A 20982-nucleotide genomic window follows, 5' to 3' on the forward strand; every position below is an offset into this window, starting at 1 on the left:
AACCGCCTTCCCCGGCGCGAGGCTGGGGAAGGCGTTGGGGTGAAGCAGAGAGGTGCCGGGGGCTCTAGCTGGACTCGCCCACGCTCAGGCGCCGGCTGGCGCCGCCGTTGCCCTTGCCCAGGGGCTGGGTGCGCTCCAGGTTCGAGCGGGCCAGGGCCTGGCGCTGTTCGTCCGTCTTCGCGGTGCCGTCCTTCTGCACCGTCATCACGCCGCCGCTGCCGTGCTTCTCCTGGGCCTGCTCGATGCTCTTCTTCAGGTCGCTGGCCGGCACCCAGTAGGCGCCGTTGATGGGGTCGCGCACGCGGTAGAGGTCGTCGTCCGTGCTATCGCTCAGGCCCGGGTTCACTCCGTCGATGGTGAGCCAGTGCAGCTCGCCGGTCTCCGGGAGCTGCTCATCTTCCGCCAGCGTCATGTTGAGCAGCGCGTTGGAGTCCACCATCGCCAGGGCCATCTGCCCGTGCTTCAGCGCGCCGCTGAGCGCGTCCGTGTTGCACTCGCCGAAGCCCTTGGTGACCTTGATGCCCATGGTGCCGAGCATGGCGCCCATCTCGTCCGGGGTCGCGCCGTCATCCAGGTTCACGGCCACCTGGTCGCTCACGCCCGTGGCAATCGTGCCCGCCTTGTTGCGCACCTTCTCGCGGGCCTCCTGCTGCGTCAGCGGGACGGCCTCCTCGGCGCTGGACTGCTCCAGGTAGGTGAGGGTGGCCTCCGCGCAGCCCTTCTTGCTCGTCTGCGCGACGGTCGTCTGCGGCGCGTTCCAGCCCTGCTCCTTCTGGGCCTGCGTCGCCTCGTTGGTGGGGATGGCGCTGGCGGCCGGGTCCGTGCCCGGAGGCGGGGGGGCGGCCAGGGAGGGCAGGCCCATCTTCTTGGCGCGCTCCTCCTCGAAGGAGTCCAGGTAGCGGCCTTCCGCGGGGTTGAGCGCCTTGGCGTCCGGCGCGTCCGGCAGGGGCTCCTTCACGGACTGGGCCGCCGCCGCGCGTTCCGCCGAGGCCTGGCGGATGCGGGCCATGACCGAATCGAGCTTGGCGCCAATGTTGATGGCCACGGGCATCTCCTGTCGCGTCTGGGTCTTTTTTCTCCCGCATTATCCGCGCAGGACTTTGGAGGTTGCTTCTGGATCACGGCTTTTGACGGAAACGCGCGATTTCAGACGCAACCGGGCAGGTGGCCGGGCCGAGAAACATGGAATCCTGGAGTGAGGGGTACACTGGACCCATGGCGAACCGGCATGACAGGGACGACGGGCCTTCCGCGCCCGGCTCCGCGCCTCGCGTTTCGACGTCGCGAGAAACTTACGGTACGGGTCGCGGTAGCGCGCCCGCGACGGGGCGGGGTGGGGCGGAGGCCTCGGCGCCCTCGCGAGGGACGGGGGGCGGCGAGTCGCAGCGGCTGTCCTCGCGGCAGGTGGGCCGGTTCGTCCCGCTGAAGGTGCTGGGGCAGGGGGGCATGGGGGTGGTGTACGCCGCCTATGACCCGGACCTGGACCGCAAGGTGGCGCTGAAGCTCCTGCGGGTGAAGGGCGGCCACGAGGACCTGGAGCAGGGGCGGGCGCGGCTCTTGCGCGAGGCGCAGGCCATGGCGCGCATCTCCCATCCCAACGTCATCCCCGTCTTCGAGGTGGGGCAGTGGGACCATCAGGTCTACGTGGCGATGGCGCTGGTGGACGGTGGCACGCTGCGGGACTGGACGAAGGCGAAGCCCCGGACGTGGCAGGAGCTGTTGGACAAGTACCTGGCGGCGGGGCGGGGCCTGGAGGCGGCGCACACGGCGGGGTTGGTGCACCGGGACTTCAAGCCGGCCAACGTGCTGGTGGGCAAGGACGGGCGCGTCTACGTCACTGACTTCGGGCTGGCGCGGCCCATGGGCGAGGCGGAGGACGACGACGAGGACGGCGAGCGCACGCGGCCGGTGGGGGACGACTCGCCGTTGAACTCGCAGCTCACGCAGGCGGGCCTGGTGATGGGCACGCCCGCGTACATGTCCCCGGAGCAGTTCCGGGGCGAGCTGCTGGACTCGCGGTCGGATCAATTCAGCTTCTGCGCGGCGCTGTACCGCGCGCTGTATGGCATCCGCCCGTTCGACCCGGACGAGCTGTCGCGCGTGGCGTCCCAGCTGCGGCCCCAGGGGGGGGCGGCTGACGAGCCCGGCGTGACCAAGGCCGCGGCGGTGCAGGTGCTGCCGCCGTCGCCCATCCTGGAGCCGCCGCGCGACTCGAAGGTGCCGGCGTGGGTGCGCCGCGCGCTGATGAAGGGGTTGTCGCTGGAGCCTCGCGACCGGTTCCGCTCCATGGCGGAGCTGTTGACGGTGCTGGGCCAGCGTGAGCGGCGGGCCCTGCTCCAGCGCCGCGCGGGAGCGGCGGTGGCGGCCACGGTGGTGCTGGGCGTGGCGGGCGGGGTGGCGTGGTCGCGCTCGCAGGTGTGCGAGGGGGCGGCGAACCTGGTGGCGGAGCGCTGGGGGCCGGACGCGCGCGAGAAGGTGATGCAGTCGTTCCTCGCGACGAAGAGCCCGGTGGCGCAGGACATGGCGCGCCGGGTGGGCGTGGTGCTGGACGGCTACGGCGCGGAGTGGGCGCAGCAGCACACGGCGGCGTGCGAGGACACGCGCGTGCGCGAGGTGCAGACGGAGGAACTGCTGTCCCAGCGCTTCGTGTGCCTGGAGCGGCGGCGCAAGGACCTGGGCGCGCTGGTGGCCACGCTACAGACGGCGGACGTGGCGCTGGTGGACAAGTCGCTGGACGCGGCGTACGCGCTGCCCTCGCCGGGCGACTGCGCGGACGTGGAGTCGCTGACGGAGCTGCAGCCCCGGCCCGCGGATCCCGCGAAGCGCGCGGAGCTGGAGGAGTTGGAGGGGACGCTGGCGGACGTGAAGGCCCGCGTGGACCTGAGCCGGATGCCCAAGGCGCTGGAGTTGGCGAAGGCCGCGGAAGCGCGCGTCATGGCCACGGGTTACCTGCCGCTGATGGCGGAGCTGAGATTCCACCTGGGCTGGGCGCAGGCTGTGCTGGGCGAAAAGGCCGCGGGCGGCGCGGTGCTGGAGCAGGCCGTCTACGACGCGGAGGCCGGCAGGGCGGACCGGCTCGCGGTGGCGGTGATGAACAAGTTGCTCTACGTGGACGGCGAGCAGGAGCAGTTCGCGCTCGCGCAGCGCTGGGGCCGGCTGGGCGAGGCGACGCTCAAGCGCGTGGGCGGCGACGCGGTGTTGGAGAGCGACCTGAAGGTGAACGCGGCCAACCTCGCGCTGATGCAGGACCACCCGGACGACGCGCTGAAGCTGCTGGAGCAGGCGTCGGGGCTCCTGGCGAAGGCGCTGCCGGACGGGCACCCCAAGCGGGCGCGGGTGGCGTTCACGCTGGGGCGCACGCTGCTGGAGACGGGCAAGAGCGCGCAGGCGGTGACGGTGCTGAAGGACGCGCTCGCCCAGACGGAGAAGGCGATGGGGCCCGTGCACCTGGACACGGCGCGCCGGCATCAGGCGCTGTCCATGGCGCTGCGCGAACAGCGGGACTTCACCGGAGCGCTGGAGCACGCGCGGGTGTCGGTGTCGCTGCACCGCACGCTGTTGGGGAACCAGAGCGTGAAGCTGGCGGAGGCGCTGGACGAGGAGGGCATGAGCCTGCTCGCGCTCAAGCGCTACGAGGACGCGCTGCGGGACTACGAGGAAGCGCGGAAGGTGAAGGAGGCGAAGCTGGGGCCAGAGGACGAGCTGGTCTACTACTCGCTGGATGGCGTGGGGCAGGCGCAGTTGGGCCTGGGCCGCACGCGCGACGCGATTGCCTCGCTGAAGCAGGCGCTGTCCTTCAAGGACGTGCAGGAGGACTCGCTGGGCGAGTCCGGCTTCGCGCTGGCGCAAGCGCTGTGGACGGAGGGCGACGAAGCGGAGGCGCGCGACGCGGCGTCACAGGCGCTCGCGCGCTTCAGGTCCGCGGGGCGCACGGCGCAGTCGAAGGAGGTCGAGGCGTGGCTCTCCGCGAGGCCCGCGCCGGTGGTAAAGGCGGTGCCCGTGTCCGCCGGGCGCGGTGGCAAGCGCAGGCGGTAGGCCTGGCCGCGCGGGTGTCGAGGGCTGCTGCCTGCGTCCGCTACGCGCGACACTCGCGGGCGGTAGCGCTTCAATCCGCCGGAGCCGTCAGCACTCCGGCAGGCCGACGCTGAGGTTCGCGACCTCCAGGACGTTGACCGCGAGGCCGCCGCGCGCGGTCTCCTTGTACTTGTCCTTCATGTCGCGGCCGGTGTCGCGCATCGTCTTGATGACCTTGTCCAGACTGACGAAGTGCTTCCCGTCACCGGACAGCGCCATGCGCACCGCGTTGATGGCCTTCACGGACGCCATCGCGTTGCGCTCGATGCAGGGCACCTGCACCAGTCCGCCAATCGGGTCGCAGGTGAGCCCCAGGTTGTGCTCCATGGCGATCTCCGCCGCGTTCTCCACCTGCAGCGGCGTGCCGCCCAGCACCTCCGCGAGCCCTCCCGCGGCCATGGAGCACGCGCTGCCCACCTCGCCCTGGCAGCCCACCTCCGCGCCGCTGATGGATGCGTTCTCCTTGTAGAGCGAGCCAATGGCGCCCGCCGTGAGGAGGAAGCGCACCACGCCGTCCGCGTTCGCCCCCGGCACGAAGCGCCAGTAGTAGTGCAGCACCGCCGGGATGATGCCCGCCGCGCCGTTGGTGGGCGCGGTAACGACGCGCCCGCCCGCCGCGTTCTCCTCGTTCACCGCGAGCGCGTACAGGTTCACCCAGTCCAGCACCGTCAACGGATTGGTGAGCCCCGCTTCCGGCCGGCTGATGAGCCGCTGGTACATCGCCGCCGCGCGCCGCTCCACCTTCAACCCGCCGGGCAGGATGCCACCCGTGGTGTACCCGCGCGTCACGCACGCCTGCATCACCGTCCAGATGCGCAGGAGCCCCGCGCGGATGTCCTCCTCGCTCCGCGACGTCAGCTCGTTGCGCAGCATCACCGTGCTGATGGGCTGCTTCTCCCGCTCGCAGTGCTTGAGCAGTTCCTCCGCGGACTTGAAGGGCAGCGGCACCGACGCGCTCTCCGCGCGCAGCGGATCCGCGCCCGTCGCCGCTTGCTCGTCCACCACGAAGCCGCCGCCCACCGAGTAGTAGATGCGGCAGGCCAGCGTCTCCCCGCCCTCGCCGAACGCGGTGAATCGCATGCCGTTGGGGTGGTAGGGCAGCACCTTGCGCTTGTGCATCACCAGGTGCTCGCCGTCGCGGAAGGGGAGCACCAGCCGCTGGAGCAGCGACACGCGCCCCTCCGCGCGCCAGTGCGCGACGATGGCCGGCACCTTCTCCACGTCCACGTCCTCGGGCGTGTCGCCGCGCAGGCCCAGCAGCACCGCCTTGTCGCTGCCGTGCCCCTTGCCCGTCGCGCCCAGCGAACCGAACAGCTCCACCTTGAGCCGCGTCACGCGCTCCAGGAGCCCCGCGTCCGACAGCCCCACCACGAACGTGCGGGCCGCGCGCATGGGCCCCACCGTGTGCGAGCTGGAGGGTCCAATTCCAATCTTGAAGAGGTCGAAGACGCTGACAGGCATGGCACTTCCCACCATGCCACGTTCAACACGCGCCGCCTGTGACACCCTGCTCACGACGCGCTGCATGCATCCACTTCAAGTCATGCAGCCTGCAAGACAACACGTCCCGCGTGCGCCCGCTCCTCCGGGCGTAGGGGAAGTTGCCACGCCAAGCATGACGCGTGCGGGCTAACCGGCGGCGGGCTGGGGCCCCGTGGCGGGCTGGGGCGGCGAGGCGGGCGTCTTCGGCCGGAAGGCGAGCAGGCGCAGTCCATTGAAGACGACGAGCAGCGTGCTGCCCTCGTGGAGCACCACGGCCTGGCTGATGCGCGTGAGGCCCAGCACGGCGGCCACCACGAGCACCGCGCTCACGCCCAGCGCGATGACCAGGTTCTGCTTCATCACGGCCGTGGCGCGCTTGGACAGCTCCAGCGCGAAGGGCAGCTTCGCCAGGTCGTCGCTCATCAGCACCACGTCCGCCGTCTCCAGCGCCGCGTCGCTGCCGGCGCCGCCCATGGCCACGCCCACCGCGGCGGCGGCGAGCGCGGGCGCGTCGTTGACGCCGTCGCCCACCATGGCCACCGGGTGCGTGCGGCCCAGCTCCTTCACCGCCGTCACCTTGTCCACGGGCATCAGCGGCGCCTTCGCTTCGTCCAGGCCCACCTGCTGCGCGATGGAGCGCGCCACGAGCGCGTTGTCGCCAGACAGCATCACCGTGCGCTCGATGCCGCCCGCTTTCAGCGCCTGCACCACCTGCCGGGCGCCGCCGCGCAGCGTGTCCGCCACGCCCAGCACGCCCAGGTAGCGGCCCGCGCGGCGCACCACCATCGTCGTCTGGCCCGCCTCCTCCAGCCGCGCCACCTCGGCGGTGACCTCCGAGGGAATCGCCTCGCCCGCGAAGAGGGCCGTGCTGCCCACCTCCACCGCGTCGTCGCCCACCTTCGCGCGGATGCCCTGGCCGTGGATGGCCTCCAGGTCGCGGCCCGCGGGCACTGCGATGCGAGCCTCGGCGGCGCCGTCCACCACCGCCTTGGCCAGCGGGTGCGCGGACAGCGCCTCCACGCCCGCGGCGGTGCCCAACAGCTCCTCGCGCGTCACGCCCGGCGCGGCCCACGTGGTGAGCAGCCGGGGGCGGCCCACGGTGAGCGTGCCCGTCTTGTCGAAGGCGATGGCGCGGATGCCGCTCAGCAGCTCCAGGTAGATGCCGCCTTTGATCAGCACGCCGCCGCGCGCGGCCGCCGCCACCGCGGAGAGCACGGCGGACGGCGTGGAGATGGCCAGCGCGCACGGCGACGCGGCCACCAGCAGCCCCACCGCGCGCAGCACCGCTTCCTTCATGGGCGTGCCCGTCAGCACCAGCACCACCGGGAACACCACCGCCGCCGCCATCACGAGCGGCGCCACGGTGCGCTCCAGCCGCTGGGCGAAGCGCTGCCGCTTGCCCTTCTGCGCCTCCGCCTGCGCCACCATGTCCACCACGCGCGCCAGCACGGACTCCGACGACAGGCGCGTCACCTCCACCTCCAGCGCCGCCTCGCAGTTGATGGTGCCGGAGAACACCTCGTCACCCGGCTTGCGCGCCACCGGCATGGACTCGCCGGTGATGGCCGCCTGGTCCAGGGAACTCTTGCCTTCGAGGATGACGCCGTCCAGCGGGACGCGGTCGCCCGGGCGCACGACGATGCGCTCGCCGCGCTTCACGTCCGCCACCGGCACCTCCACGACCTCCGAGCCCCGGCGCACGCGCGCCACCTCCGGGCGCAGCTGGCCCAGCGCTTCAATGGAACGGCGCGCCTTCTCCATGGCCCGGTGCTCCAGCGCGTGGCCCGCGCTGAAGAGGAAGAGCAGGAACGCGCCCTCGAACCAGGCGCCGAGCACCGCCGCGCCCAGCGCCGCCACCACCATCATCGTTTCGATGTCGATGCGCAGCTGCGCGATGGACTGCACCGACCCCCGGATGGCGAAGAAACCCCCGCTCGCCATGGACAGCGCCCAGAGCACCGTGGCCACCAGCGGCGGCGCCAGCGCGAAGTGCTCCACCACGAAGCCCGCGGCCAACAGCACGCCGGAGGCGACGACCAGGGGCAGCTCCAGGAGCGGCGCCAGACCGCCGCCGTGCGCGTGGTGCGAACAGGCGTGGCCGGCCATGGGCACTTCCAGCCCGTACCCGAGCGACTTCACCCGGGCCTCCACGTCCGGAAGCTTCAGCTCCTCCTTGTCGTATTCGATGACCAGGCGCTCGCTGGCGTACGCGACGCTGGCGGTGAGCACGCCCTTCATCTTGGAGACCGCGTGCTCGATGACCTGGGCCGCGTCCGCGGAGCCCATCCCGCGCACGAACCAGGTGTGATGCAGGTAGCGCGCGGCCACCTTTGCGCCCGTCTTCTGCGCGAGCGTCACCAGCTTCGACACGCTCACCAGTGACGGCTGGTAGTGGATGCACACCTCCGCGTGTCCCGCGTCGCGGCGCAGGTGCACGTCGGTGATGCCGTGCTGCGACTCCAGGGCCGCCTCCAGCCGCGCGAAGCGGCCCTGCTCGTCCGTCTCTCCCGGCAGCGTGCCCTCCAGGTCCAGCTGGAGCGCCGAGCCGCCTCCCTCCGCCGGACGGTGCGCCGGCGGACGGATGACGCGCTGGGAGTGGGCATGTCCGTGGTGGTCATGCCCGTGGTCGTGGCCATGGGCGCAGGAGGCAGTGTGGACGTGGGTCAAGCCGTCCGCCTCGTCGGGGTCGTGACCGTGGTCGTGGTTGCACCCCGGGCCGTGGACGTGGCGCTGCACGGCGTTGCCGCCTGCTTCCGCCTCCTTGAGGCCCTTGATGTTCAACGTGCCGAACCGCGACCCGCTCTTCTTCTGCTCCGACATGGCTTGGCTCTTCCTGTCGCCTAGTGGCGGTGTCCGCGGCGTGAATGCGAGGACGCGGCGGCCGGAGGCGTTGCCGCCTGGGGCTTTTCGTCCTCGTCCTCGTCGTGGTGGTCCTCGTCCTCGTGCTCCTCGGGGACGGGCTGGTCGAAGCGCTGGCCGGCGACCTCCAGCGTGAAGCGCTTGCACGTCGGGGGAATGTCGAACTCCAGCACCGCGGGCAGGCGGCCCTCGTAGACCTTCAGGACCTGGCCCTGCTCGTCGTAGACGGTGCCGCCAGCGGCGACGGTCATCGTCTCGTCCACCAGCACGGCCACGAGCTCCGCCATCTCCTCCATGCGGTCCGCGTGGCGGTGGCACCAGAGGTGTCCCACGCCCGGATAGGTCGTATGGGAGATCTCCTCCATCTGCTCCTCGTCCACGTGCTCGCCCACGCCCATGAAGACGAAGTTGATACGCGGCAGGCGGCCGGATGCGATCTCCTTGGCCACCTGCGTGGCGTAGGCCGTCACGTCATGGGCGTCGTTGATCTGCGAGTCCGTGATGATGACCGCCAGGCCCCGCTTGGCGCCTTCGCCCACCTGCTGCTTGATGTGCGCCACGAAGTCGCGCAGCACCGGCAGCATCACCGTGGCCTTGCCGTAGGACTTCGGCCCGGGGAAGCGGTAGCCCTTGGCCTGCGGGCCCGTGAGGTCGCCCACCATCTCCAGCTGGGTGCCGTCGCCGCAGGCCCAGTAGGTGACGCGCACCTTGCCGTCCCGGTCCTTGTTGGCCAGGTACTCCAGCATCCACTGCATCTGCGGCTCGACCTGGTTCTTCACCGGGGCGAGCTTCGCCAGGATGCCGCGCGGCCCGTACGCGTTCTCCATGCTCGCGGAGCCGTCCATGTAGAGGGCCACGTCCAGGCCCTCCACGGTGGGGTCGTGCAGCAGCGTCGCGACGACCTTGTTGCCCATCCGGTGGACGTCGGAGAAGGGGCGGTTGATGACTTCGTGGCCGGCCATCAGTGGTGGTCCTCGTCCTCGTCGTGGTCTTCGTCGGGGAGCGGCTGGGTGTAGCGCTGGCCGTTCACCTCCAGCGTGAAGCTCTTGGCCTCCTCCGGCACCTCGAACTCCAGCACCGCGGGCAGGCGGCCCTCGTACGTCTTCAGCACCTTGCCCTTGTCGTCGTAGATGGTGCCGCCAGCGGCGACCGTCATCGTCTCGTCCACCAGCACGGCGACCAGCTCCGCGACCTGGGTGATCTCCTTCGCGATGCGGTGGCACCAGAGGTGGCCCACGCCCGGGTACTCCGCGTGGGCGATGTGCTCCAGCTGCTCCTCGTCGATGTCGTCGCCCACGCCCACCAGCACGAAGTTGATGCGCGGCAGGCGCCCGGAGGCGATCTTCTTCGCCACCTCCGCGGAGAACTTCTCCACCGCCTCGGCGTCATGGAGGCGGCCGTCGGTGACGATGATGGCGCAGCCGCGCCTGGCGCCCACCTTCACCTGCTCCTCCAGGTACTTCACGTAGTCGCGCAGCGCGGGCTCCAGGTACGTGAAGCCGCCCAGCTGCTTCGCGCCGGGGAACTTGTACTGCTTCACGTCGGTGCCCTTGAGCTCACCCACGGGCTCCACCTGGCGGCCGTTGGTGCCACAGGCCCAGTAGGCCACGCGCAAGAGGCCGTTGCGGTCCTTGGTGGCCAGATACTCCAGCATCCACCGGACCTGCGGCTCCACGTCGTTGGAGGCTTCCTTCATCGGCGCGCCGCGCAGCCACTCCAGGAAGGTGCGCTGCTGCGCCTTGTAGGCGTACTCCTCGCGCATGCTGCCGGACGCGTCCATGTAGATGGCCATGTCCAGGCCCTCCACCGTGGGGTCGTGCAGCAGCACCGCGCGCACGTGATCCCCTTCGCGGTGCAGGTCCGAAAACGGCTCGATCGGCTTCTCGTGTCCCATGGTCTGCCTTTCTGGAGGGTGAAAACGCTATCGCCCGGTGTGCGAGCACCGCAAACGGACGGGGTCAGTCATCGAAGTCGCTCATCCAGTCTGGCTTCTTGCCGGGCGTGGCGGGCGCCTTCTCCTGCTGCCTGGTGGCCGGATGGGCGGGCGCGACCGGAGCCGGTGCCGGGGCGAAGTCCGACTGCCATGAGGCCGGGGATGAAGGCTTCGCGGGAGGCGGCCGGGGCGCGGGCTTCGGTTGAAGTTGCGTGAGGCGCGGCTTCGCGCCGCCGGGCTTGCCATGCGCGCCGATGAAGTCCTGCATCCAGTCGCTGGAGCGAACGGGCGGCGTGGGCAGGCGCGGCGGGATGGACGCGGGAGGCGTGGGCGCGCGAGGCACCGTGGGGCGCATCACCGGCGTGCCCGGGGACAGCGTGCCCGCGAGCACGTGGGCGCGCAGCGTGCGCTCCGTCTCCGTGGGCCAGCCCGGCAGGAGCGGCAGGACGCGGCGCGCGAGCTCCAGGAACTCGGGAGGCGGCGCTTCCCGGGGCACGCGCACGGTCTCGTCCTGGAGCCAGCCGGCGAGCTTCCCCACCAGCCCGCCCTTCGTGGGGCGCGGCGTGGCGATGTCGCCCTTCACCTCGTAGCCGCGCAGCTCCAGGTCCGCGATGGCCATCGCGCGGCTCGGCACGGGCAGCTCCAGCGAAGCGATGGCCTGGGGGCCCTGGTTCGTGTGCGCGTCCTCCTGGAGCTGGGTGAGCACCGTGTGCAGCATGCTCGCGACCTGCGCGCCGTTGGCGGCGTGGTGGGCCTGCAACTCCGCGGGCACCGCGGGGTAGGTGAGGACGAGCCCACGCCCCTGCGCCAGCTGATCCGCGCGGTCTCCCGGCAACAGCGCGTGGTACGCGCGAGGCAAGTCGCGGCTCTCCGCGTCCTTCACGTAGTGGAAGGCGTCCTGCGCGCCATGCGCGAAGCCCGCGAGCACGTCACCGCGGGTGACGGTGAGCTGCCCGTTCACGCGCGTGACGGCGTTGCCCGGCCACGGTCCCGTGAGCGTGCCGTAGAGGTAGACGGGGTCGTTGAAGCCCTCCGTGTTGGAGGGGTGCTCCACCACCTCCGGGGAGAAGAAGAACAGCTCCGTCGCGGCCAGGCGGCGCGGAGGCTTGCCGGAGGCGACTTCATGGTGCGCGAGCTGCGCCTGCACGGACGCGGGCAGCCGCGCGCGTTCGCTGCCGGGGATGAGCTGGAGCTGGCCCACGACGTCGGTGCAGACGAACCACTCGGGCTCACCCAGGTACGCGGGCTCCAGCCGGAAGGCGTCCAGGACGTGGACGACCTCCGAGGCATCGCACGGCACGGGTTCGACCGGGCTGGCGGCGTGGGGAACGAAGTAGCGGGGCGGGCTCACGGAGGCCGCGACAGGCTGGCGCAAGCCGCTGGGGCAATCAAGTGGCGGGGCGGCATCCCCGGGTCCGCGCAACGGCGTGGATTCCATCGTTCGTTCCACGCCCCTTAAGAGGACGGGGCGCGGAGCGAAAGTGGAGGCCGGGCGTCAGGCGGGCTCGATGAAGTTGAGCCGGTAGCCGTCCGGGTCCGTGACGACGACTTCGCGGGTGTACCAGGGCTGCTCCGTGGGGCCTTCCACGTGCGCGCCCAGCGCCGCCGCCTTCGCGGCCACCGCGTCCACGCCGTCCGAGCCCGCGCGGAAGCCCACGAGCACGCCCATGCCCTTTCGTCCCTCCAGCTTCAGGCTTGAAGGATGGCTCACGAGGTACACGTCCGACTCGCCTCCCCACTGGAGGCGGAGGATGGGAGGTTCCGACGCGATGCGTTCGAAGCCGAGGCCTTCATAGAAGCGCACGGAAGCCTGCGTATCCGTCACCAGCAGCTTCACGAACGACCGCATTGTCTGGGGCTTGTCCATGGGCGCGGCAGTCTGCCCGGAGCGATGGACGGGCGCCACGCACACGGGAGCCATTATCGGGCCCGGGACGGAATTGACGTATCGTCGGGCGCGGATCCGGGGGGGACCGGGCCGAAGCGACAAGGGGACGGTTTCATGGGGGACGTGACACACTCCTCGTCCAGCTACGGCTCCTCGTCGTCCTTCAGCAGTGATTCGTCCAGCTCCTCCTCGGACTGGGGCGGAGGCGGCGGAGATTCTGGCGGAGGCGGTGGCAGCGACTCCTGGTAGCCCTCGGCTGACTGCCTGCTTCACGGTGCTCCGTCGCCTGCCTGGAATGCCCGGACTCCCTACCTTGGGGGCATGAAGGCTTCGCGCAGGGGGCTCCCCGTCTACGTGCCGCCCCGGACGGTGTGGTCGGTCGGTGCCCAGGTGGTGCTGCTCGTGTTGCTAGGCTCGGCGATGCGGAGCCTGGGGCCCGTGCTCACGCTGCTGGCGGCGGCGCTGCTGCTGGGACTGGCGGCGGAGCCCGTCGTCCGCCGGCTGCAGTCGTGGGGCCTGCGCCGGGGGCTGGGCGTGGCGCTCATCGCGCTGACGCTCTTGGGCGTCATCGGCCTGCTCATCCTCACGCTGGTGCCGCTGCTCGTGGAGCAGCTCCAGCACCTGGTGGAGGCGGCGCCGGTCTTCCTCACGGAGCTGACCCAGGCGCCCTGGGTGCGGAAGCTGGACGAGCACTTCGGCGTGCTGTCGCATCCGCAGGACGCGTTCAACATGGAGCCCGGCGTGCTGGCCAAGCCGCTCATCACCGTGCTGTCGTCCACGGTGGAGTTGCTGGGCGCGGGCGTCACCGTGCTGGCGCTGGCCGTGTTCGGCCTGCTCTTCGGGCACGACCTCTACGCGAGCATCCTGGGCTGGGTGCGCCCGCGCAGCCGTCCCCGCGTGCGCCGCGTAGTGGGCCGGATGCGCGAGGCGGTGGGCAACTACCTCGTCGGCACGCTGCTCATCGTCTCCGTGGGCGGCGCCTTCACGGCCGGCATGTCGCTGGCGCTGGGCGTGCCGTACTTCCTGCCGCTCGGCCTGGTGGCGATGGTGTTGGGGCTCATCCCGTACATCGGCAGTGTCATCACCGCGCTGCTGGTGAGTGTGACCACGCTGGCGTCGGTGGGCTCGAAGCGGGCGCTCCTCGCGCTGGCGCTGTTCATGGTCTACCAGCAGCTCGAGGCCCACCTGCTCAGCCCCCTGGTGCAGCGGCGCGCCATCAAGATGAACCCGCTGCTCATCTCACTGGTGGCGCTGGTGGGAGGCTCCGTCGCGGGGCTGCTGGGCGTCATCCTCGCGGTGCCGGCGGCGGCGGCGGGGCAGGTGTTGCTCACGGAGGTGCAGCGTGAGCGCCGCAAGACGTGGAAGCGGGAGCGCCGTCAGGAGATGGCCCCGCCCTCCGGCCTGGGGAACGCGGACGAGGCACTGTTGGCGGGTCCACTCGCGCCGCCACAGCGTGAAGCGCGGCGTGCGCCTCCGGCCGACTCCGGGCATCCTGGGACGCCGCACTGAAGCCGCCCTCCTTCCTCAGAGCCAGCCATGACTTCCGACGAGAGTGTTTCCGCTTCCCAGAGGCGCGCGGCGGCGGAGCGCGCGGTGGACTTCATCCAGCCGGGCATGGTGGTGGGGCTGGGCACGGGCAGCACGGCCGCGTACGCGGTGCGGCGGCTGGGTGCGCTGCTCTCCGCCGGGACGTTGAAGGACGTGGTGGGCATCCCCACGTCGCACGCGACAGAGTCCCTGGCCGCGTCGCTGGGCGTTCCGCTCACCACGCTGGACGTGCACCCGGTGGTGGACCTCACCATCGACGGCGCGGACGAGGTGGCGCCGGACCTGTCACTCATCAAGGGCGGCGGTGGGGCGCTCCTGCGCGAGAAGGTGGTGGCGCAGGCCAGCCGCCGCGAGATCATCGTGGTGGACGCGGCCAAGCTGTCGCCCCGGCTGGGCACGAAGTGGCCGGTGCCGGTGGAGGTGCTGCCCTTCGGCTGGCGCTCGCAGGCGCTGTTCCTGGAGTCGCTGGGAGCACGCGTGGTGGTGCGGCTCGCGTTGGACGGGGCGCCGTACCACACGGATCAGGGCAACGTGGTGCTGGACTGTGACTTCGGTCCCATCAGCGACCCGGCGGCGCTGGCCGCGAAGCTGGAGTCCCGCGCAGGGGTGATGGCGCACGGCCTGTTCCTGAACCTGACCACCGACCTGGTGGTGGCCGGGCCGGAGGGCATCACCCACCGCGTCCGGGGCGCGTGAGGCGCAGGGCGTCCTCGGCGGTGTCCACGTCCTCCTCGCCGCCGGGCAGCACAACCTCCACGACGCGCGAAGGGTCCAGGGCGATGAGCCCGCGTGCGCCGCCCGTGGGAGGAAGGGCCTCCAGCTCGGGGAAGAGGGCGCGGGAGAAGAGGGCGGGCACGCCCCGGGTGCCCGCGTAGGCGGACGCGACGATGGGCGCGCGCGTGCGTTCGAAGGTGTCGATGAGCGAGCGCAGGTGGACCGCGTCCACGCGGAGTTGGTCGCAGAGCATCAGGAGCGCGCCGTCCACGTCCGGAGGAAGTGCCCGCAGGCCCGCATGCAGTGACGAGCCCTGACCCAGCGCCCATTCCGGATTGTCCACGCACCGCACGGCGAGCCCGTCCAGCTCCGAGGCGACGTCCTCGCGCCGCGCACCGAGCACCACAACCACCACCGGGCTCGCGGCCAGGGCCCGCTCCGCCGCGCGCCGCACCAGCGACGTGCCTTCGTGGCGCAACAGCTGCTTGGGCTGTCCCAGCCGCGAAGAGCTACCCGCGGCGAGCAGCACGATGGCGACGGTCATGCGCGCCTCCGCGCGCGGGTGGGCTCATGCGCTGTGCGCGTGCTGAGCCCGTCGGTGGCGTGCATCTCGCTGATGCGGTCCCTCACGCCGACCTGCGCTCCGGCGTGATGGCCTCCGCGTGGATGGGCGCCTGCCGCTCGCGCAGCCGTCCCCCGTCGCGCCCGGCCAGCACCGCCTGCACCTCCGCGATGATGGACAGGGCAATCTCGTCCGCGCCCTCCGCGCCCAGGTCCAATCCCATGGGCGCGTGCAGCTTCTCCAACTGCGCGGCGGTGGGCGGGCGCGCCAGCTCCCGCAGGATGCGCTCCGTCCGGGCGCGAGGCCCGAGCACTCCCAGGTAGCGCACCGGCAGCGGCGCCAGCCGCTCCAGCAGCTCCCGGTCCTGCGGCAGGCTGTGTGTCATCACCAGCACCACGCTGCGCGCGGACAGCGGCACCTTCTCCAGCACCTCGCTGGCCCGCGACGCGACATGCGCCTGGGCGCGCGGGAACCTGCGGCGCAGCAGCTCCACGGGCCGGTCCGCCACCACCGTGAGGTGCCACCCCAGCCCCTGCGCGCGCGCCACCACCGGCGCGACGTCGAAGCCGCTGCCGAACACCACCACCGGCGGCGCCGGCTCCACCACCTCCACCAGCACCTCCGCGCCCCCGCACGCGCCGCTCCAGGGCACGCCGCGAACCAGCGCCTCCGTCGCCGCCGCGCGCACCGGCTCGAGCAGCGCGCCCGTGAGGTTGCCCGCCGACACGCCGTCCTCGCGCAGCATCAGCCGCGAACCCACCGCGTCCGCGGGGCCCCGGTACACGGTAGCCACCACCGCGCGCAGCGACTGCTTGCGCGCCTCGGCCGCGAAGCCGAGCGCGTCACCCGGGCCGGGCGCCCAGCGCTCCAGCAGGATGTCCACCACGCCGTTGCAACCAAGCGCGAACGACAGGCCGCCCTCGTCCTCCGCGGCGTCGCCCGTGGTGTCGTAGCGCAGCACGCGCGGCCCATCCGACGTCCAGAAGAAGGCCTTGCGCACGAGGTCTCCCTCCAGACACCCGCCGCTCACCCCGCCCGCGAGCCAGCCGTCCGCGCCCATCAACATGCGGGCCCCCGGACGCCGGTACGACGAACCGGACACCGCCACCACCGTCGCCAACACCACCGGACCGGAGGCACGTCCGCATGCCCGCAGCAGGTCATCGAGTTCCTTCATCGCCCACCCATCTAACCATCCGGGCCTCATGCCCGGGCCGATTCCGCCCCGGACGGATGTGCACCGTCCGACGTCCAATTCATGCCCGGCGCACGCAGGGCAACCATCCGGCCGACCGCCCGCCCCCTGCATGACGCTGGCAGACAAGGCCTGCCGCCACGAACTTGAGCGGAGGACTTCTGGATGGAGGCTTGGTGGAACCCACAGCGCGACGGCATGACGCCCGACATCGCTTCCCCTTTGCTCATGGCACCCCGCGGGCCTGGCGCCCCAGCAAGGGGAGGGCGGCATGAAGATGCCCGAAGTGCTGGAACACCTGCCCGCCGTCGGACACCTGCTCGGACGCAAGCCGGGCGGGCAGGAGGATGTTTTGCCAAAGCGTGACCCCACCCTGACCCTGCCGGACTTCCAGGCCGTGCCGCTGCCTTCAAGCGAGCGCCGGTTGGGAGACGGCCGCACCTTCATCGTGCACCACCCCGCGCCGCGCGCGCCCCGGGGACCGGGCCTCACGGTGATGAGCTACAACATCCTCATGGGCGGCGAGCGTCAGGAGGCGCTGCTGGAGTACTTCACCCAACTGGAGGCCCAGGACCGCATGCCGGACGTCATCGGCCTGCAGGAGGCGGGCGTGCCCATGTCGGTGCTGCTCGCGTCCCGCTTCGGCTTCCACCTGGCGTACCAGGGCAGCGACGGCGACGACGGCACCCGGCTGGTGAACGGCAAGGCCTGGCTGAGCCGTCACCCCATCGTGGACGCCGCGCACTTCACCTACGTCCTCACCGACGCCGAGCGCAATGAAGCCATCGCGCGCCAGGGCTACGCGGGAGAGCTGGTGGAGGACCGGGGCGTGCTGTGGCTGAAGCTCCAGGTGGGGGGGCGCCCGCTCTACCTCTACAACCTGCACCACGCGCTGGGGGACTCGGCCATCAACGCCCTCAACCTGCGCCAGCTCAACGCGCTCCTGCGCCGCCGCGAAGGTGTCCCCGCCGTCGTACTGGGCGACTTCAACGCCAACACCGCCATCAAGCGGGGCGGCTCCTGGCTGGTGGCGCACCTGCTGCACCCGAAGCAGGACAACGACACGGACACCATCGAGGAGTTCCGTCAGCGCTACGGCGACGACATGCACAACGTCACGGTGGGCGACCGCGGCGTGGGCAACATCGCGGACCCGCGCCTGCGCCACGAACTGCACACGCTGGAGCAGGACCTGCCGGAGACGGTGTGCCACGCGACGACGGTGCGCGTGCGGCTGGCGGACCACTCGCTGACGACGCCCCATCACGCCCGTCAGGAGCTGAGCTCCGGCCAGATTCCCAAGCACAGCCCCGCGTGGTGGCGCCTGCAGGACATCGCGGATTGCGCCACGCTCACCTCGCACCCGGACAGCCACGGCGTGGTGCACGCCACGGGCAAGCGCTTCGACAACTTCTACGCGACGCGCTCCCTGCTTCCGGTCCTCTTCGAGGTGGACCGCTCCACCGAGTCCTCGGACCACCAGCCGGTGGTGGCCCACTACCGCTTCGGCGACGGACAGGTGACGTTCCCGCCGCACCACTGACGTCCCGCCCCCGCTACGCGGCGAGGGCCGCGGAGCGGTGGCGCGCGAAGAGGTCCTTCACGTAGCGGCGCAGCAGGGCCGCGTCGATGTCCGGGCACTGGATGTCCGTGCCCGCCAGCGCGGCGCGGGTGTGGTCCGTGCGCACGCGCGGCGTGCGGTGGTGCAGCTCCAGCACCGTGCGGGTGCCGTGGTAGACCTTCTCCCGCAGGAACGCGACCAACGGGAAGAGGGCGTTGTCCGGCCCCACCCGTCCCAGCTCGCGCAGCCACACCGCCGGCGCCACGCGGCGCACCGGGTGCCCGTGCTCGCCCAGCATGTCGAAGAGGGCATTGTGGCTCGGCTCCTGCTCGCGCTCCGGCGCCAGGTTGTACGTGCCGCCCGGCGCCTGGGTGAGCACCAGGTGCGCGGTGGCGCTGGCCACGTAGTCCACCGGCACCGGCAGCCAGTACTTGTCCGGCAGGTCCGGCGACATGCCCAGCTGCGCGTTGCCCACCAAGAGCCGGCACAGCATGTCGTCCGCGTTGCCAATGCCCGTGCGGCTGTGGCCCTGGATGAAGCCCGGCCGGTAGATGCTGACCGGCAGGCCGCTGTCGCGCGCGTCCACGGCGAGCCGCTCCGCGACCCACTTGGCCCGCGTGTAGCCATTCTCGTAGGACATCAGGTCCAGCGAGCGCTCCAGCGCGAAGTCCTCGTCCACCTCCTCCAGGCCCAGCAGCGTGCCCACCGCGCCGTGGACGCTGAGCGAGGACACGTGGTGCAGGGGCTTCGCGCGGCCGTGCGCGCAGAAGGCCAGCACCTGCTGCGTGCCGGCGACGTTGGGCCTCCCCGCGTCCGCGTACGGCAGGATGTAGCTGATGCTCGCGGCCGAGTGCACCACCGCGTCGCACTGGAGCGCCAGGGCGTCATGCACGGACGCCTCCAGCCCCAGCCGCGTCCGGGTGATGTCGCCCGCCACCGCCTGGATGCGCCCGTCGCGCCAGGGCAGGTGCACGCCGTACTTGCGAGCGGTGGCGCGAAGCCGCGCGCCGGCTTCCGCGTCGTCGCGCGCCCGCACCAGGCAGTGGATGCGCTCCACGCGGGGCGCCAGCGCGGCCAGCAGGTGGATGCCCAGGAACCCCGTCGCCCCCGTGAGCAGCAGCGTGCGAGGCGGTTGCGTGACGAGCACGGGAGTCGCGAGCGGGGGCAGGGCGGCGGACCGCGCATCGGTCAGCAGCGTGGCGCGCACGCCCTGGGGGCCTGCTTCGGCCGGGGCCGCGCCGGCCTCGCAGAAGGGCAGCAGCAACTGGGGCGTGGGGTGCGAGTACACGCGGCGCGACGGCAGCGACACGCCGAAGTCCTCCTCCACCTGGGCCAGCACGTGCGCCACACCCAGCGAGTCACCGCCCGCCTGGAAGAAGTGCGTGTTCGCGGTGACGGTGCCCGGGGCCGCGTGCAGGCCCCGCTCGAAGGCGCGGCACAGCCGGTCGATGGAGGTCGCGGGGACGGAGGGCGCCTCGGGAGCGGCGCGGGTTTCGGACGCGGTGGCGCCCACCCAGTCCGCCGGGGGCGGCAGGGCCTGCCGGTCCACCTTGCCCAGGTGGGGCATGAGCGGCAGGCGCGGCAGCTCCACGAAGCGGTGCGGCACCATGTAGTCCGGCAGCACGACGCCCAGGTGCGCGCGCAGCGCGTCCAGCGATACCGTGTGGCCCTCCTGCACGCTGTGGTACGCCACCAGCAGGCCCGTCGTCTGGCCCTGCGCGTCCGTGTGCTCGAAGACCGTCACCGCCGCCTGCGCGACGCCCGGGTACGCGTACAGCGCCTGCTCGATGGCCTCCAGTTCGATGCGGAAGCCGCGCAGCTTCACCTGCTGGTCCATCCGGCCCAGGAACACGAGCGCCCCATCCGCGCGGCGCATGGCCTCGTCACCGGTGCGGTACCACCGGGCGCCCCGGGCGTCCGTGGGGAAGCGCTCCCGCGTGCGCTCGGGCTGGTTGCGGTAGCCCTCCGCCACGCCCTCGCCGCCAATCCACACCTCGCCCGTCGCGCCCACCGCGACGTCCTGTCCATCCGGTCCCACCACGCGCAGCTGCACGCCCGGCAGCGCCTGGCCGATGGGCACGGGCGACTCGCCGCCCTTCACCCGGTACGCGGTCGCGCAGACGGTCCCCTCCGTGGGGCCATAGGCGTTGAAGACGCGGCGGCCGGACGCATGCCACCGCTCCGCGAGCGGCGCCGGGCAGCGCTCGCCCGCCATCACCACGCACGCCACGTCCGGCAGCGTGTCCACGTGCGGCCCCAACTGCCCCAGCACGGACGGCGGCAGGCACAGGTGCGTCACGCGCTGCTGGCGCAGGTACTCCGCCATGCGCCGGCCGGGCAGCAGGTCCTCACGCGTGCCCTGCACCACGGTGCCGCCCGCGAACAGCGTGGGGAACACCTCCCACACGGACGCGTCGAAGTTGATGCTGGCGAACTGGAGGTGCCGCGTGTCCGGCCCCAGGCCCAGCAGCGGCCCCACGCCGTGCACCAGGTTCACGAGCCCCCGGAACGTGCACACCACGCCCTTGGGCTCACCCGTGCTGCCGGAGGTGTAGATGAGGTAGGCGGGCCGGTCCGGCGGCGCGTCGATGACGTCCGAGACCTCGCCGTCCTCCGTCGTGTCCACCGCCGCCGCATCCGCCTCCAGGAAGGGCAGGGGAGTCCCCAGCCATGTCTCCAGGAGCCCCACGGAGACCCGGTGCATGCGCTGCGTGACGACGCCGCGCAGGCCCGCGTCGCGCAGGATGCGCAGGAGTCGCTCATCTGGGAGGAAGGGATCCAACGGCACGTAGGCCGCGCCCGCCATCCAGATGCCCAGGATGGCCGGGATGACCTCCGCCCCGGGCACCACCATCAACCCCACGCGGTCTCCCGGCCGCACGTTCCACTCGGCCCGCAGCCGCCGCGCCACCCGGGACGCCCGGCGCAACAGCTCCGGCTGCTTCAGCACCGTGGAGCCGAAGGCGATCTCCGCGGTCGGGGGAAGACGCAGCGTGGACGGAAGGGCCATGGTGCATTCCTTGGATGTGGTGACTCGCGCGCGGGGGCTTCGCGTTTGAAAAGTCTAAAGACTGGCAGCGTCCGCGCAATACGTAGGAACCGCGCGGTGATACACGCCGAGTCTTGATTGAGACACACCCGCTCGGGTCATCCGCGCCCCCGTCTC

At 71.8% G+C, this 20982-nt stretch carries 14 protein-coding genes; 4 read left to right on the forward strand and 10 right to left on the reverse strand.

Going from position 1 to position 20982, the window contains the following annotated elements:
- Positions 1 to 64: 64 nt before the first annotated feature.
- Positions 65 to 1045: a hypothetical protein gene (locus tag D7X30_RS05125; protein ID WP_147443115.1), complete on the reverse strand. Its 981-nt coding sequence runs from the start codon at positions 1043 to 1045 to the stop codon at positions 65 to 67.
- A 170-nt stretch (positions 1046 to 1215) separates the two neighbouring features.
- Here D7X30_RS05125 and D7X30_RS43535 point away from each other — a divergent pair, with 170 nt between their 5' ends.
- Positions 1216 to 4035, forward strand: coding sequence for a protein kinase (locus D7X30_RS43535; protein ID WP_120561653.1), 2820 nt, complete (start codon positions 1216 to 1218; stop codon positions 4033 to 4035).
- 87 nt (positions 4036 to 4122) lie between these two features.
- On the opposite strand, the gene D7X30_RS05135 is transcribed toward D7X30_RS43535, so the two are convergent.
- The 6 genes from D7X30_RS05135 to D7X30_RS05160 all read right to left on the reverse strand — a co-directional run bounded on the left by D7X30_RS05135 (position 4123) and on the right by D7X30_RS05160 (position 12197).
- A complete protein-coding gene (locus tag D7X30_RS05135; RefSeq protein WP_120561763.1) occupies positions 4123 to 5535 on the reverse strand; it encodes an L-serine ammonia-lyase in 1413 nt (470 codons plus the stop codon).
- Positions 5536 to 5703: 168 nt separating this feature from the next.
- Positions 5704 to 8376 (reverse strand): cation-translocating P-type ATPase, encoded by a 2673-nt coding sequence (locus tag D7X30_RS05140; protein ID WP_120561654.1) that lies wholly within the window; start codon positions 8374 to 8376, stop codon positions 5704 to 5706.
- A 20-nt stretch (positions 8377 to 8396) separates the two neighbouring features.
- The gene (locus D7X30_RS05145) at positions 8397 to 9377 is read right to left on the reverse strand and encodes a VWA domain-containing protein (RefSeq protein ID WP_120561655.1); all 981 of its coding nucleotides are present in this window, start codon (positions 9375 to 9377) and stop codon (positions 8397 to 8399) included.
- Complete coding sequence (locus D7X30_RS05150; protein WP_120561656.1) at positions 9377 to 10309, reverse strand: vWA domain-containing protein; 933 nt, start codon at positions 10307 to 10309, stop codon at positions 9377 to 9379. Before D7X30_RS05150 ends, D7X30_RS05145 begins: the two co-directional genes overlap by 1 nt.
- Positions 10310 to 10373: 64 nt before the next feature.
- Positions 10374 to 11723 carry a hypothetical protein gene (locus tag D7X30_RS05155; protein WP_233591386.1) on the reverse strand — a complete coding sequence of 450 codons (1350 nt, stop codon included), beginning with the start codon at positions 11721 to 11723 and terminating at the stop codon, positions 10374 to 10376.
- Positions 11724 to 11843: 120 nt separating this feature from the next.
- Entirely contained in the window at positions 11844 to 12197 is a 354-nt protein-coding gene (locus tag D7X30_RS05160; protein WP_233591387.1) for a VOC family protein, read from the reverse strand.
- A gap of 360 nt (positions 12198 to 12557) precedes the next feature.
- Between D7X30_RS05160 and D7X30_RS05165 the strand changes: the two genes are divergently transcribed.
- Positions 12558 to 13745 carry an AI-2E family transporter gene (locus D7X30_RS05165; RefSeq protein WP_120561658.1) on the forward strand — a complete coding sequence of 396 codons (1188 nt, stop codon included), beginning with the start codon at positions 12558 to 12560 and terminating at the stop codon, positions 13743 to 13745.
- Positions 13746 to 13772: 27 nt separating this feature from the next.
- Complete coding sequence (gene rpiA, locus D7X30_RS05170; protein ID WP_120561659.1) at positions 13773 to 14480, forward strand: ribose-5-phosphate isomerase RpiA; 708 nt, start codon at positions 13773 to 13775, stop codon at positions 14478 to 14480.
- Here rpiA and D7X30_RS05175 read toward each other — a convergent pair.
- Positions 14455 to 15042, reverse strand: coding sequence for an NTP transferase domain-containing protein (locus tag D7X30_RS05175; protein ID WP_120561660.1), 588 nt, complete (start codon positions 15040 to 15042; stop codon positions 14455 to 14457). The genes rpiA and D7X30_RS05175 overlap by 26 nt on opposite strands.
- Before the next feature lie 82 nt (positions 15043 to 15124).
- Positions 15125 to 16237, reverse strand: a complete 1113-nt coding sequence (locus D7X30_RS05180) for an XdhC family protein (protein WP_120561661.1) — start codon at positions 16235 to 16237, stop codon at positions 15125 to 15127.
- Between the two features lie 289 nt (positions 16238 to 16526).
- Between D7X30_RS05180 and D7X30_RS05185 the strand changes: the two genes are divergently transcribed.
- A complete protein-coding gene (locus D7X30_RS05185; protein ID WP_120561662.1) occupies positions 16527 to 17798 on the forward strand; it encodes an endonuclease/exonuclease/phosphatase family protein in 1272 nt (423 codons plus the stop codon).
- A 13-nt stretch (positions 17799 to 17811) separates the two neighbouring features.
- Here the strand turns inward: D7X30_RS05185 and D7X30_RS05190 are convergent, their stop codons facing one another.
- Positions 17812 to 20826, reverse strand: coding sequence for an amino acid adenylation domain-containing protein (locus tag D7X30_RS05190; RefSeq protein ID WP_120561663.1), 3015 nt, complete (start codon positions 20824 to 20826; stop codon positions 17812 to 17814).
- Between the last annotated feature and the right edge of the window lie 156 nt (positions 20827 to 20982).

This window comes from Corallococcus sp. AB011P, from assembly GCF_003611605.1.
Taxonomy (GTDB): Bacteria; Myxococcota; Myxococcia; order Myxococcales; family Myxococcaceae; genus Corallococcus; species Corallococcus coralloides.